The sequence below is a fragment of the Pseudomonas sp. 65/3-MNA-CIBAN-0223 genome (genome assembly GCF_040310425.1).
In the GTDB taxonomy this organism is placed as follows: Bacteria; Pseudomonadota; Gammaproteobacteria; order Pseudomonadales; family Pseudomonadaceae; genus Aquipseudomonas; species Aquipseudomonas gregormendelii.
Map to the genome: position 1 here is coordinate 21,993 of NZ_JBEOPV010000018.1, position 14,012 is coordinate 36,004.

A 14,012-nucleotide genomic window follows, 5' to 3' on the forward strand; every position below is an offset into this window, starting at 1 on the left:
GAGATCCCTTATGAAACTGTTGCATATCGATTCGAGCATTCTGGGTGACAACTCGGCCTCCCGTCAGCTGAGCAGCGAAGTGGTCAAGGCCTGGCAGGGCGCTGAAGCAGGCACGGTGGTGACCTACCGTGACCTGGCCGCCGATGCCATCAGCCATTTTTCCGCCACCACCCTCGTTGCGGCCGGCACCACCGCCGAGTTGCGCAATGCCGCGCAACAACACGAGGCCGAGCTGAGCGCCACTGCCCTGGCTGAATTCCTCGCGGCCGATGCCGTGGTGATTGCCGCGCCGATGTACAACTTCACGATTCCAACCCAGCTCAAGGCCTGGATCGACCGCATCGCGGTAGCTGGCCAGACCTTCCGCTATACCGAAGCCGGCCCTGAAGGCCTGTGCGGGGGCAAGAAAGTGGTGATCGTGTCGACCTCCGGCGGCCTGCATGCCGGCCAGGCCAGCGGCGTAGCCCATGAAGAGTACTTGAAGCTGCTGCTGGGTTTCCTCGGTATCACCGACATTGAGTTCGTGCGTGCCGAAGGCCTGGCCTACGGTGACGAAGTGCGTACCAAAGCCATGAATGACGCGCACGTGCGCATCAGTGAGCAGTTGTTCGCCGCTGCGTAAGGCTTGCGTAAAGAGCTCAAACAGCTCAGGCAATCGTTAAAAAACTCTGTATTCTGGAAGCGCAAGCGCCAGGTACGGAGTTTTCTGTTTCTGGCTGTGTCGCAAGTTGGCCCAAGTCGTGCAGTCAAGGGGCATCGTCACCGCAAGTAAACAGGTAGGGCGTTCCATGGTACGTCTTTGTGCAGCATTACTGCTGGGCCTGCTCGGCAGCCTTAATTGGGTGCAGGCAGCACCTGCGATGCATCCGCGCTGGAGCGTCGGCTACCACGAGATGAGTTTTCTCGACCCTCTGGACTTGCAGCCGATGCGTGCCATCGCGTTCTACCCCTCAAGCGACAAGGAGCATTCCAGCCGGCTGGAGGGTTATACGGTCGAAGCGGGTGAGGATACCCGGGTGGCCATCGGGCGTTACCCGATGCTGATGCTGTCCCATGGCAACACTGGCACGCCGATGGCCTTGCACGACCTGATGACTTCGCTGGCGCGCAAGGGCTTTGTGGTGGTGGCGGTTATCCATCCGGGTGACAACTCAACCGACCACAGTCGCCTGGGTACCCTGAGCAACCTGTACGGCCGGCCGCTGCAGATTTCCGAAGCCATTACCGCAACCTTGGGCGATCCGATGCTGGCGCCTTTCGTGAATGCCGGGCAGGTCGGGGTGATTGGCTATTCGGCGGGCGGTGAAACGGCCTTGATACTCTCCGGTGCAACCCCTGATCTGGATCGCCTGCGCCGTTATTGCCAGGAGCGCCCGGATGATCGTGACGCCTGCAATACCCAGGGCGAGCTGATCGTCGATCGCGATGACTTGCAACCGGTGGCCGACCCAAGAGTACATGCCTTGCTCCTGATGGCGCCGTTGAGCCTCAAGTTCGGCCGGCACACCCTGGCTGACGTGCATGTGCCAGTGCTGCTCTACAGCGGTGACGGAGACAAGCTGGTGGCCTTTGACAAAAATGCCGCCGCCCTGGCACGCAAACTGCCAATCGCACCGGATTTCAAGTTGCTGGCTGGCGCCGGGCATTTCGTATTCATGGCCCCGTGCACCGAGGAGCAGATTGCCGCCATGCCAGCACTGTGCACTGATGCCGATGGCGTTAACCGCGAGGACATTCATCGCAACCTGATTGGCGAGGCTGGCCGGTTCTTTTCTCGCACGTTGTCCAAGCCCAATCGGGCGGGTATGCAAACCGCTGATCAATGATACCTGCGCGATATAGGGCTTAAGCCATTGCCCGACGTTTGAGCAGCAGGGTGAGTCCCAGTCCTGTCGCTGACAGCAGGGCTGCGCAGAAGAAGATCCACGAATACCCCAGGTTCAATGCAATGGCACCCATCAATGGCCCGGCTATCGCCAGAGCGAGGTCGAAGAACACCGCGTAGGCACTCAAGCCCGCGCCGCGACTGGAGTTTGGTACCTGCTTGATCGCCTCCACCCCCAGCGCCGGGTACACCAGGGACAGGCCGAACCCCGTCAGCCCTGCGCCGAGCAAGGCATAGCCAGTGGAGGGCGCGAGCCAGAGCAATACCAGCCCCACAACTTCAATGCACATGCAGGCGATAGCTGAATTGAAGCCGCCAAAACGGCTGATGCTGGAAATGAACAGCACCCGGGCCAGGATGAAGCACACGCCGAACACCGTCAGGCAATACGCCGCACCTGTCCAGCCACGGTTCACGTAGTACAGGGTGATGAAGGTGGTCAGAGTGCCATAGCCGATCGACGCCAGGCTCAGGCTGGCCCCGAACGGTGCGATCCGCCCGAACACCGCCCAGAATGGCAGGCGCTCGCCGCGGATCACTGGTACTGAAGGTTTGTTGCGAATCAGCAACAGCGCGCCCCCCGCCAGCAATGACAGGGCGATTCCCAGGCTGGCGAAACCCAGCTGGCCGACCATCACCACGCCCAGGGGCGCACCGATGGCGATTGCGCCATAGGAAGCGATGCCGTTCCAGGAAATGGAGCGCGCAGTGTGTTCAGCGCCCACCTGGCCCATGCACCAGCTGATGGTGCCGACGCCGATCAGACCCTGGGCGATCCCCAGCAACAAACGCCCGGCAATCAGAATCAACAGGCTCAGCAGCGGCGTGCTTTGCAGGAGTGTCGACAGCCAGGTCAGCAGGCCACTCAGGACAATGCCCGACAATCCGTAGACGATCGCCCGCTTGGTGCCGACAGTGTCCGACATGCGCCCGGCCATCGGCCGGCTGAGCAGGGTAGCCAGGTACTGGCAGCCAATGGTCAGGCCAGCGACTATGGCGCTGAACCCCAGCTGGTCATGGACGTAGCCCGGCAGCACGGCGATCGGCAGGCCGATGCACAGGAAAGCGACGAAGGTGTAGAAGACGATGGAGACGATCTGCAGGGTGATCGCCATGGAGCTTTGCGGTGGCAGTTGCTGCGCAGACATGAGGGCTCGTTCGCGGGCGGCGGAGGGAGAGCTGCATCATGGCGCGGGCGAGAAACAAAAGGAAGCAGGCTAACGATCAAGATCAAAAGATCGCAGCCTTCGGCAGCTCCTACAGAGGGCGCATTCCAAGGTAGGAGCTGCCGAAGGCTGCGATCTTTTGATCTTCAAACAATAAAAAACCCCGTCACCAGGACAGGGCTTTTACTTGCAACTTGCAGCTTGAAACTAATAGCTGCTCTTAAAACACCACGCCCTGACTGCGCAGGTAATCGTCATAGGTGCCGCTAAAGTCGATCACGCCGCTAGGGCTCAGCTCGATGATGCGGGTTGCCAGGGACGATACGAACTCGCGGTCGTGGCTGACAAAAATCAGCGTGCCCGGGTAGTTCTCCAGCGCCAGGTTCAGCGCCTCGATGGATTCCATGTCCAAGTGGTTGGTGGGTTCGTCCATGATCAGCACGTTCGGCTTTTGCAGGATCAGCTTGCCGAACAGCATGCGACCTTGCTCACCACCTGAGATGACCTTGACCGACTTGAGGATCTCGTCGTTGGAGAACAGCATCCGGCCGAGGGTGCCGCGAACGATTTGTTCGCCGCCCTGGGTCCACTGGCCCATCCAGTCGAACAGGTTGCAGTCGTCCTCGAAGTCGTGCGCGTGGTCCTGGGCGTAGTAGCCCAGTTCCGCGGCGTCGGTCCACTTCACGGTACCGGCGTCCGGGGTCAGCTCGTTGACCAGGGTGCGCAGCAGGGTGGTTTTGCCGATGCCGTTCGGGCCGATAATCGCTACGCGCTCGCCGGCTTCAACCTGGAAGCTGAACTCCTTGAACAGCGGCTTGCCGTCGAAGCCTTTGGCCATGCGCTCGACAATCACTGCCTGACGGTGCAGCTTCTTGGTTTGCTCGAAACGGATGAACGGGCTCACGCGGCTCGATGGCTTGACCTCGGCCAGCTGGATCTTGTCGATCGCCTTGGCGCGGGAAGTGGCCTGCTTGGCTTTCGAGGCGTTGGCCGAGAAGCGGCTGACGAACGACTGCAGTTCTGAAATTTGCGCTTTCTTCTTGGCGTTGTCAGACAGCAGCTGCTCGCGGGACTGGGTCGCCACGGTCATGTACTCGTCGTAGTTGCCCGGGAACAGGCGCAGCTCGCCGTAATCCAGGTCAGCCATGTGAGTACATACGCTGTTCAGGAAGTGACGGTCGTGAGAGATGATGATCATCAGGCTGGAGCGCTGGGTCAGTATGTTTTCCAGCCAGCGGATGGTGTTGATATCCAGGTGGTTGGTCGGTTCGTCGAGCAGCAGCACTTCAGGATCGGAGAACAGCGCCTGGGCGAGCAACACCCGCAGTTTCCAGCCCGGGGACACTTCACTCATCGGGCCGAAGTGCTGCTCGATGCCGATACCCAGGCCCAGCAGCAGTTCACCGGCACGGGATTCGGCGGTGTAGCCGTCCATTTCAGCGAATTCGGTTTCCAGCTCGGCCACGGCCATGCCGTCTTCTTCGGTCATTTCCGGCAGCGAGTAGATGCGGTCGCGCTCGGCCTTGACCTTCCACAGCTCTTCGTGACCCATGATCACGGTGTCGATCACGGTGAATTCTTCGTAGGCGAACTGGTCCTGGCGCAATTTACCCAGGCGCACGTTCGGTTCGAGCATGACCTGGCCGCCGGACGGTTCGAGGTCGCCGCCGAGGATTTTCATGAACGTCGACTTGCCGCAGCCGTTGGCGCCGATCAGGCCGTAGCGGTTGCCCGCGCCGAATTTGACCGAAACGTTTTCGAATAGCGGCTTGGCGCCGAACTGCATCGTGATGTTAGCTGTAGAGATCAAAGGTTTTTCCTGCGAAGCATTCAGAGTAGCTAGGGTTGCGGCAGTACCGATTCAGTACCCGTTTCCGGTATTCAAACCACGGGAAATGCATCCCGGTCAGAAGCGGAAGGTCCATCTGGCAATAAGTGGACAGCAGCATATGGAGCGCTTGGCCCGAGTCGAAGTGCGCTGAAACGGGGGTCATTCCCGTCATCAACCAAGGGGGGCGCGTAATGTTTGGCGGCGATTGTACTGGTCTGGCACCTGAAACGATAGGGCATTGAGCCCACACGGGTGCTTTGGCGGCGTCAACGGACAGTTTTTCACATTTGCGGGTTAACCAGGGTCAGCAACTGTGGCTAAAATGCCACCTACTTGATGCCGACAGGCATGGATGCAGTTTGTTCACTCCTGACTTGTGACGATTTCCGTGAAGCTCATCATTGCCGCCATCTATATAGTCTCGATCACTTACGTCCATCTGCGCGGTCGCGTGCGCCACAAGCCAGGCCGGCAACTGAGCGACCACTCGACGTTCCTCGCGCCGCTCAACTGTGTGCTGTACCTGTTCTCGAAACTGCCCAACAAACCTTACCTCGATCCGGCAGACTTTCCGGACCTGCGGCCGCTGCAGGAGCACTGGCAGGAGATTCGCGCGGAAGCACAGAACCTGATTCACGCCGGTGAAATCAAGCGTTCCAGCCACTATGACGATGTCGGCTTCAACTCCTTCTTCAAGACTGGCTGGAAACGTTTCTACCTCAAGTGGTACGGCGACAGCCATCCTTCGGCAAAGAAGTTGTGCCCGCGCACCACCGAACTGGTGCAGGGCATTGGCTCGATCAAAGCCGCGATGTTCGCCGAGCTGCCGCCCGGGTCCAGACTGGTGCGCCATCGTGATCCCTATGCCGGGTCCTACCGTTACCACCTGGGCCTGGAAACGCCGAATGATGCGGGCTGCTATATCAATGTCGACGGCGAGAATTACCACTGGCGCGACGGTGAAGCCGTAATGTTCGATGAGACCTTCATCCATTACGCGGAAAACACCACGAGTCACAATCGCATCATTCTGTTTTGCGATATCGAGCGGCCCATGAAGTATCGCTGGGCGGCAGCATTCAATGGCTGGTTCAGCCGCCGTGTGATGTCCGCAGCCGGCGCACCGAACGATGCGGGCGACAAGACGGGCGGGATCAACCGGCTGTTTGGCAAGATCTACAAGATCCGCTTGCGCGGCAAGGCGCTAAAGAAGCGCAATCGCAAGCTCTATTATCTGGAAAAGTGGGCAATATTTGGCAGTTTGATCGCGGTTTTCGTGCTGATCTGATCAATGCCATCGCGAGCAGGACTGCACCTTCACAATCAATCATCCAGCCGATCGCTTGGTCGCCTTTTTCGCCGGTGCCGTCTTCGCCGTCGACTTGGTTTTCGCCGCCGGCCTGGCAGCAGCTTTCCCTCCCAGGCTGCGCTTGAGCAACTCGGTCAAGTCGATGACATCCGCCGTCTTGCGTTCTTCCTCGCCGGTCGCCGTTTCCACATCTTCGATCTTGCCTTCATGGGCTTTCTTCTCGACCAGCGCCATGATCTTGTCCTCGAAACTGTCGCGATAGTCCTCGGGCGACCAGTCACCGCTCATGTCCTGCACCAGGCGCTTGGCCATGTCGAGCTCGCCCTTGGCCAGTTTGGGCTCGGTCACTTCGCTGCCCAGTTCCAGGGTATCGAGACTGCGAACCTCTTCCGGCCAGCGCAGCATCACCAGGACCATCGCCGACTCCAACGGCATCAGCGCTGCCAGGTGCTGGCGGGTATGCAGCACCACGTGGCACAGGGCGACTTTGTTGGTTTTGCTCAGGGTTTCACGCAGCAGCGCATAGACCTTGCCGCCGCGTTTGTCCGGGGCCAGGTAGTACGGCCTATCGATGTTCTGCAGCGGGATCTGCTCGCTGTCCACAAAGGAAAAGATGTCGATTGTCTGGGTGGAGAGCGGGTGGGCTGATTTGATTTCCTCTTCACTGAGCACCACGTAGCGACCCTTTTCGTACTGCACACCCTTGACGATGTGTTCCTTGGTCACCTCCTTGCCGGTGACCTTGTTCACCCGTTTATACCCGACCGGATCCATACTGCGACTGTCCAGCCAGTCAAAGTCCACGCCTTGGGAAGACGTCGCCGAAACCAGCGCTACAGGGATATGCACCAGCCCGAAACTGATTGCGCCTTTCCAGATTGCCCGTGCCATGGTCGTCTACTCGCGAGTGATGATCAGGTGACCCGCATCCCTCGGCAAAAGTTTCAGCCGATGATGCCCCGGCCCTCCGGGGTGCGGGGCATCCCTGGTCAACTGGTGTTACATCTTCGACGCGAGGTTTTGATTAACAAAACAGAACCCCCGGCGTAGCGTGGTATCGAAGACCCTATCCACGCCCACGTCGAGAGGTTCACCGATGAACAGGTTCGTGCTGGTCTGCACCGCACTGGCATGGAGTGCCGTACTGAGCCATCAGGCCCACGCGGCAGCGGTCCCTGAGTCGATGCTGTTGGCGCAAAGCCCTACGGGTAGTACCAGCAATCCCTACAACAGCCCCATCCGTCGGGCCAACCCCAATAGCATGCAAGGCACACAACCCAGTGCGCCGGCCATACGCGGGCCCAATACCGTACCAGTGCCCCGGCCACCCACCCTGGACAACGGCGGCATTGGCAATCGTGCACCGCAGACTCGCCCTGTGCCCGACAGCCCACCCAGGTTCATCCCCAACCCACCCCCTAGAGACGGCGATACCAACAATCGCTGAGCCTGGCTGACTATTTTGACGACATAAGGAACTGTGCATGTTGAGAAAATCCCTCCTGGCCACCTTCTGCGCCAGCGTCATGTTCACCACTGCACCCGCCGCCATTGCGGCATCAGTCCAGGAATTGAAGAGCGAGCTGGGCACGCTTGAAGTCACCACCCTCACTCAAGGTCTGGAGCATCCCTGGGCCCTGGCATTTCTGCCCGACCGCCAGGGCATGCTGGTAACCGAGCGCCCGGGCAACCTGCGGTTGGTCACCGTCGATGGCAAGCTGTCGGAACCTATCAGCGGCGTGCCAGACGTGTGGGCCAAAGGCCAGGGTGGTTTGCTGGATGTTGTGCTGTCCCCGGACTTCAAGCAGGACCGCACGGTGTACCTGTCGTACGCCGAGGGTGGCGGCAAGGGGGACAAGGCCGGAACCGCAGTAGGTCGCGGGCAACTGTCGGCAGATTTGAAGACTCTGGAGAACTTCAAGGTGATCTTCCGCCAGGAGCCCAAGCTCTCGGTCGGCAATCACTTCGGCTCGCGGCTGGTATTCGACCGCGACGGCTATCTGTTCATCACCCTGGGTGAAAACAACGACCGGCCAACGGCCCAGGACCTCGACAAGTTGCAGGGCAAGGTGGTCAGGATCTATCCCGATGGCCGGGTACCGGATGACAACCCCTTTGTCGGGCAGAACGGTGTGCGCCCGGAAATCTGGTCTTACGGTCAGCGTAACCCCCAAGGCGCGGCGCTCAACCCATGGACGGGCGTCCTCTGGGAAACCGAGCATGGCCCCCGCGGTGGCGATGAACTGAATGTGATCGAGCGCGGCAAGAACTACGGTTGGCCGCTGGCTACCCATGGCATCAATTATTCAGGCCAGCCCATTCCCGAAGCCACCGGCAAGACCGCCGAGGGCACGGTAGGGCCGCACCATGTCTGGGAGAAATCCCCGGGGCTGAGCGGTATGGCGTTCTACGATGCCGACCGGTTCAAGGTGTGGCAGCACAACGTGTTCATGGGGGCACTGGTCAGCCAGGAATTGATCCGCCTGAAGTTCAACGGGGACAAAGTGGTCCACGAGGAGCGCTTGATGGGCGAGCTCAACAAGCGCATTCGCGATGTGCGGCAGGGGCCCGACGGTTATTTGTACGTGCTGACGGATGAGAGCGATGGGGTGTTGTACAAGGTTGGGTTGAAGTAAATGCACCCACCTTCCCTGGGTTGAGCGGCGAGTCTGCAGGGGTCGATTGTAATTGGCCATTGACTTGCCATCAGCCGCCGGCTAATTTCGACCCATGACTTTCACCGTATCGCGCTGCCAGCCAAGCATTATTACCGCCATTCCTTATTTGGCGGGTTAGCTCACGACTGCAGCACCCAACCCGCCCTCGAGGCGGGTTTTTACTTTCTGTCTCCTGGGTTAAAGCCGCTACCGGCGTGGAAGCTGTTTGAAGGTCGCGATCTTTTCGTTTTTGAAGAGCAAAAGATCGCAGCCTTCGGCAGCTCCTACGTGGGTAATAAAGGAGACCGAGATGACCTACACCGCCAACCAGCAAGCCCTGCTTGCCCATTACGTCAAGAAGATCCTCGCGGCGCCGGTTTACGAACTGGCCGTACGTACGCCATTGCAACCCGCACCCGCGTTGTCGGAAGCCCTGGGTAACCAGATCCTGCTGAAACGCGAGGACCTGCAGCCGACGTTCTCCTTCAAGATCCGCGGTGCCTATAACAAGCTGGTGCAACTGAGCGATGAGCAAAAAGCACGCGGTGTGATCACCGCGTCGGCCGGCAACCACGCACAAGGTGTTGCATTGGCAGCGCGAGAACTGGGAATCGCTGCGACCATCGTCATGCCCGCCACGACGCCGGAACTGAAGGTGCTGGGGGTGCGTAGCCGCGGCGCCGAGGCCGTGCTTCACGGAGAAAGCTTTCCGTTTGCCCTGGCATACGCCCTGGACCTGGCCGCGCGCACAGGCCGGACCTTTGTTTCGCCATTCGACGACCCGGAGGTGATCGCAGGGCAGGGCACTGTCGCCATGGAGATCCTGCGTCAGCACCCCGCAGACCTCGACGCGATCTTTGTGCCGGTGGGGGGTGGTGGACTGATCGCAGGCATTGCCGCATACGTCAAATACCTGCGTCCGCAAGTGCGCATCATCGGTGTGGAGTCCGAACACTCCGCTTGCCTGGGCGCAGCGCTGCAAGCCGATGAGCGCGTGGTGCTGCCGAACGTCGGCACCTTTGCCGACGGCGTTGCCGTGGCGCAAATAGGCGTCTATGGGTTTGAGGTATGTCGATTTTGCGTAGACGAAATGCTGACCGTGACCAATGACGAGTTGTGCGCTGCGATCAAGAATATCTACGACGATACCCGGTCGATCACCGAACCTTCCGGTGCACTGGCCGTGGCCGGTATCAAAAAGTATGTCGCCCGCACCCGAGCCCGTGGCCAGACCCTGGTGGCCATCGACTCGGGCGCCAACATCAACTTCGACAGCCTGCGCCACGTGGCTGAACGTGCCGCTTCATGCGGCGCGCCGGCCTGAGACTGGACACATTGCCGCATTCTTGCCGCCGTGTCCGGTTCGTGCAACCGGCCGGGGCAGGATTGCATTTTGCAGTGGCCCAGACGCTGCTTCTTGCAGTTTGCATGATCGCTTGCGCGCTCAACTTCCCTAACCCTTTGATTTGCCGATGAGCTGCACGGCGAAATCAGAGGCATGAATTATGCTGTAGATGTCCTTAAGCTGACCGCGCCTTTCATTGAGTCAGCGCCTGTTTATCGCTGGCAATCTGACAATAAGGAGAGGGTCGCCATGTTTCTTTCTGCCTTGGAACTTCGCAATATCATTGAAAGCAGTTTCCTGCCTAAACGCTGTTTATGTACGTTATCGCCTGACCTTTCCATGACCATCAAAGTGTTTTCCGACGGCGTGACGGATCAGGTCGACCTGGTTAAATCCGGTATAGACGCCAGCCATCTTAACGGCAGGCGAGAGATCAACGAGCTGATTGCGGGGCTGCGCTCCGATATCGATCTCCATGCACACAAGCAAACGCTGCACCCGGACCGCAAGGCGCTTTAATCTCTGACGATAATCGCCGGCGATCTGACTATTATTAAAGGGTCTGGCCTGACAACAGGCCAGACTCTTTCTCGTCAGTTCTGCAAGCTGCAAGCATCCGACAATTTGCGATAGCTGATTTGCGCAGGTTGCCCGGCGTTGTCGATGTATTTCATTTCAGCCGTCACCACTTTGCAGTCCAGGGTCGAAGGTTCGGTCAGGGCGATCACCTTGGCGACGTGCAGGGGCATCCCGTAATGGTAGGGCACCGCTTGGCTGGTAACTGCGTCATTGGCATGGGCGATGCCGGCCCAGGAAATGCTGGCAAGGGTGGTGGCGAGCAATATCGTTTGAATTCTCATGAGCATACTCCAGCGCAGACAAAGGTCAGCTCGACCATCAGGATCGAGCGGTCCGCACTGGGCTGTCAGGCAAGCTGCAGGCGTGCGGTCCAGTCAATTATTGGACCGCACAGTTAAGCGATGGTTAACCTCGCCGTATGCCACCTGTCGGCTGGAGGCTGCTATTTCAGGTTTATTGCAGCTGATGCCGATACGGCAAGTCCGGCCCGGTCCTGGTGCACGTCAGCGCCGCTGCGCGCACCGCAAACCTGAGCATTGCATCAGTCTGCTCGCGTCCTAATTGCTGCAATCCCTGCACAGAATCCAGTTGCTGCTCCGTCAGCCAGGCGATCAACGCCGCCTGGAAGGTGTCGCCCGCACCGACGGTGTCGGCAATCTCCACGGCGCAGGCCGGTACCGACCAGGCGCCGTGTCGACGACTGAACACCGTCGCACCTTCGCCCCCGCGAGTCAGGAACACCAGCTGACAGCGATGCTCCAGCCACCCCTCGATCACCCGCTGCGGGTCCTGTTCAGGATATAACAGGCTCAGGTCCTCGTCGCTGACCTTGATAAGATCAGCATGTTCCACCAGCATCGCCACTCGCGAGCGCCACAGTTCGATGTTCGGCTCTGGATTGAGCCGCACATTCGGATCGAGGCTGATCAAGCGCTTACCGCTTTCCCTGCGCACCAATGCCAGCAGGGTATCGGCAACCGGCTGTACCACCAGCGAGTAGGAGCCAACATGCAGGCCGCTTATGTAGGCCGGCAGCAGCGGAAGATGGTCGAGGCGCAGCTGCCGGTCAGCACAACCTTCGCCCCGGAAGCTGTAATGCGGCGAGCCATTGGCGCCCACGGCGACCATCGCCAGGGTTGTGGGCGCCGCGAATTCCACCACGAAGTCCGTAGCCACACCCTCGTCCTGCAACACCTGCTGCAAACGCTTGCCCAGGTAATCGCTCGACAGCCCGGCAAACAGCGCGGCCTCTACGCCCAGCCGGCGCAAACCCACGGCCACATTGAACGGCGAACCACCAGCAATGGCCTTGAAATTCACTTTGGACGCCAGGCCACTGACGTCTTCTTCACTGAAGAAATCGAACAGCGCTTCGCCACACACCAGATACATGATTATTCACTCTTCAAAGGGTTGCGACATGCTGTCGGTAACGTTTGTACGTCGTGCCCTCGACCACCCGAAGTCTCACTCGGGTTACTGAGGCTGACGGTTTTTCGCTTCGATCCACTGCGACATGTACTGAGTGCTCTTGTGCTGGTGATGGCGCAGCATGCTGCCGGTAAAATTGTCGCGCCGGATTGAACCCAGGTTTCGACGGCATTCTTCAATTCGGCTGATCAGCGCCGGGCCATGTTGCGCCTGGCGATAACGCTGCCCGAGCAGGTGGAGGCCTTTGGCCTGTGCGTCCAGCCAGCAGGTGCGGTCGTTGTGCAGTTGTACCGCGCTGTCGGCAAACGCCTGGGCCGTGCGGGTAATTGCACCTGGCCAGGGTTCCAGGCCGTGCATGCCTTCTGCCCCCACTGGCGTTGTGACATTCGGCGTGCCGCACAGCATCGCATCCACCAGCTTGCCCTTGATACCTGCGCCAAAGCGCAAGGGAGCCAGGCACACCCTGGCCGCGGACATGACTTGCAAGGCATCCTCGGCCCAGTTCATCACATGAAAACCCTGGGCGGCGTTGTGCAGTGCGGTTGCCTTGGGCGGTGTGTAAGCCCCATAGATGTGCAGCTGGGCAGCGGGCAATTGCTGGCGAATCAACGGCCAGATCGTAGTCTTGAGCCACAGCACTGCATCCCAGTTCGGCGCATGCCGGAAGTTGCCGATGCTGAGAAAATGCGCGCGGTCTTCGAAGCGAGTCGATGGCCGGGTGGGCACATCGATCATCAGCGGACACCAGTGCAACAATTCACGGGGCACCTTGAACTGCTGCACCAGTAACTCGATCTCCACCTCGGAGATCATCAGCGTCAGGTCGCAACGATAAATGGCGGCAAGCTCACGCTTGGCCAGGTCGGCATCGGCCATGAGTTCGAATTCCTGCCGTAACGCGGGGGCAAACAATTCGTTGAAGTCTTCGAGGTCAGCGCTGGCCTTCAAGCGCTCCTTGAGGCGTTGGTGCCTGGCGTGACGCAGGCTCTGCAGGTCTGAAGTTTCCAGCACTCGCAGTGCATTGGGGCAGTGCTTTTCTACCCGCCAGCCGAATTGTTCTTCCATCATAAACTGGTCGAACAGCACGACATCCGGGGCCAGCTCACTGACAAACGCGTCGAAACTGCTGTTGTTGAGTTCGATCGGCACCTGGCGAATGCCCAGGGCGGTGAGGTCAGCCGGGTGCTCGCCAGCACCTGCCGGGCTGCTGAACGTAATGTCCCAGCCCTGTTGCAGGAAGGTTTCGAGGATTTGCATCACATGGCCGCTGGCCGCCGAGGAGCGGGGCTCGGGCCAAACGTAACCAATCACCAGGACTTTGGCTGCGCGGTGCTGACTCATTGAGGGTGGTTCCTTGAAGCGGGCAGGGGGGCATGCGGAAAAAAGCGCGCAATTAAAGCACAGTCCGCAGCGATCCTGGCGCTATGAGGGTTTAGCTGGCGGCCTGCAGGATGCCCTTGACCTTGTCCCGCAGCGCATCGATCGAGAACGGCTTGCCAATCAGGTGCATGCCCTCAGGCACATCAATGTTTTCGGCGTAACCGCTGGCAAACAGGATCGGCAAGCGGGCACGCAGCTGACGCGCCTTGTCGGCCAGCTCACGCCCGTCCATGCCCGGCAGGCCGACATCAGTCATCATCAGATCGATGGTTTGCCCGGCGTTGGCCAGGAACGCCAGCGCCTGCTCGCCGCCATCAGCCTCCAGCACCTCGAATTCCAGTTCCTCCAGCACATCGACGATCAACATGCGCACGATGTCGTCGTCTTCGACTACCAGGATGATGGACGCGGCGGAAGACATAATAGGGT

General features: G+C 59.7%; 13 protein-coding genes and 1 pseudogene. 7 read left to right on the forward strand and 7 right to left on the reverse strand.

Annotated elements, in window-relative coordinates; all coding sequences use genetic code 11:
• Nucleotides 1–10 precede the first annotated feature (10 nt).
• The gene (locus tag AAEZ09_RS20660) at nt 11–622 is read left to right on the forward strand and encodes an FMN-dependent NADH-azoreductase (RefSeq protein ID WP_350600614.1); all 612 of its coding nucleotides are present in this window, start codon (nt 11–13) and stop codon (nt 620–622) included.
• A gap of 166 nt (nt 623–788) precedes the next feature.
• Complete coding sequence (locus AAEZ09_RS20665) at nt 789–1,826, forward strand: alpha/beta hydrolase family protein (RefSeq protein ID WP_350600615.1); 1,038 nt, start codon at nt 789–791, stop codon at nt 1,824–1,826.
• Between the two features lie 19 nt (nt 1,827–1,845).
• Here AAEZ09_RS20665 and AAEZ09_RS20670 read toward each other — a convergent pair whose 3' ends face one another.
• Nucleotides 1,846–3,033: an MFS transporter gene (locus AAEZ09_RS20670; RefSeq protein WP_045061161.1), complete on the reverse strand. Its 1,188-nt coding sequence runs from the start codon at nt 3,031–3,033 to the stop codon at nt 1,846–1,848.
• Between the two features lie 238 nt (nt 3,034–3,271).
• Nucleotides 3,272–4,861 (reverse strand): ABC-F family ATPase, encoded by a 1,590-nt coding sequence (locus AAEZ09_RS20675; RefSeq protein ID WP_082069226.1) that lies wholly within the window; start codon nt 4,859–4,861, stop codon nt 3,272–3,274.
• A gap of 409 nt (nt 4,862–5,270) precedes the next feature.
• Here AAEZ09_RS20675 and lpxO point away from each other — a divergent pair, with 409 nt between their 5' ends.
• On the forward strand, nt 5,271–6,170 hold the full coding sequence (gene lpxO / locus AAEZ09_RS20680) for a lipid A hydroxylase LpxO (protein WP_350600616.1): 900 nt from the start codon (nt 5,271–5,273) through the stop codon (nt 6,168–6,170).
• 39 nt (nt 6,171–6,209) lie between these two features.
• On the opposite strand, the gene ku is transcribed toward lpxO, so the two are convergent.
• Nucleotides 6,210–7,082, reverse strand: coding sequence for a non-homologous end joining protein Ku (gene ku / locus AAEZ09_RS20685; protein ID WP_045061163.1), 873 nt, complete (start codon nt 7,080–7,082; stop codon nt 6,210–6,212).
• A 205-nt stretch (nt 7,083–7,287) separates the two neighbouring features.
• Between ku and AAEZ09_RS20690 the strand changes: the two genes are divergently transcribed.
• The 4 genes and pseudogenes from AAEZ09_RS20690 to AAEZ09_RS20705 all read left to right on the forward strand — a co-directional run bounded on the left by AAEZ09_RS20690 (nt 7,288) and on the right by AAEZ09_RS20705 (nt 10,712).
• A complete protein-coding gene (locus AAEZ09_RS20690; RefSeq protein ID WP_205892581.1) occupies nt 7,288–7,638 on the forward strand; it encodes a hypothetical protein in 351 nt (116 codons plus the stop codon).
• Nucleotides 7,639–7,675: 37 nt separating this feature from the next.
• Nucleotides 7,676–8,827 carry a PQQ-dependent sugar dehydrogenase gene (locus AAEZ09_RS20695; RefSeq protein WP_350600617.1) on the forward strand — a complete coding sequence of 384 codons (1,152 nt, stop codon included), beginning with the start codon at nt 7,676–7,678 and terminating at the stop codon, nt 8,825–8,827.
• Nucleotides 8,828–9,158: 331 nt separating this feature from the next.
• Nucleotides 9,159–10,148 (forward strand): annotated as a pseudogene (gene ilvA / locus AAEZ09_RS20700) (threonine ammonia-lyase, biosynthetic); the annotation flags it as partial.
• Nucleotides 10,149–10,442: 294 nt separating this feature from the next.
• Nucleotides 10,443–10,712, forward strand: a complete 270-nt coding sequence (locus AAEZ09_RS20705) for a DUF1652 domain-containing protein (protein WP_122840505.1) — start codon at nt 10,443–10,445, stop codon at nt 10,710–10,712.
• A gap of 74 nt (nt 10,713–10,786) precedes the next feature.
• On the opposite strand, the gene AAEZ09_RS20710 is transcribed toward AAEZ09_RS20705, so the two are convergent.
• The 4 genes from AAEZ09_RS20710 to AAEZ09_RS20725 form a co-directional block, all read right to left on the reverse strand.
• The gene (locus tag AAEZ09_RS20710) at nt 10,787–11,053 is read right to left on the reverse strand and encodes a DUF2790 domain-containing protein (protein WP_350600618.1); all 267 of its coding nucleotides are present in this window, start codon (nt 11,051–11,053) and stop codon (nt 10,787–10,789) included.
• A 172-nt stretch (nt 11,054–11,225) separates the two neighbouring features.
• A complete protein-coding gene (locus AAEZ09_RS20715; RefSeq protein ID WP_350600619.1) occupies nt 11,226–12,164 on the reverse strand; it encodes a carbohydrate kinase family protein in 939 nt (312 codons plus the stop codon).
• 84 nt (nt 12,165–12,248) lie between these two features.
• Complete coding sequence (locus tag AAEZ09_RS20720) at nt 12,249–13,544, reverse strand: glycosyltransferase (protein WP_350600620.1); 1,296 nt, start codon at nt 13,542–13,544, stop codon at nt 12,249–12,251.
• 91 nt (nt 13,545–13,635) lie between these two features.
• Nucleotides 13,636–14,004 carry a response regulator gene (locus AAEZ09_RS20725; RefSeq protein ID WP_045061169.1) on the reverse strand — a complete coding sequence of 123 codons (369 nt, stop codon included), beginning with the start codon at nt 14,002–14,004 and terminating at the stop codon, nt 13,636–13,638.
• Between the last annotated feature and the right edge of the window lie 8 nt (nt 14,005–14,012).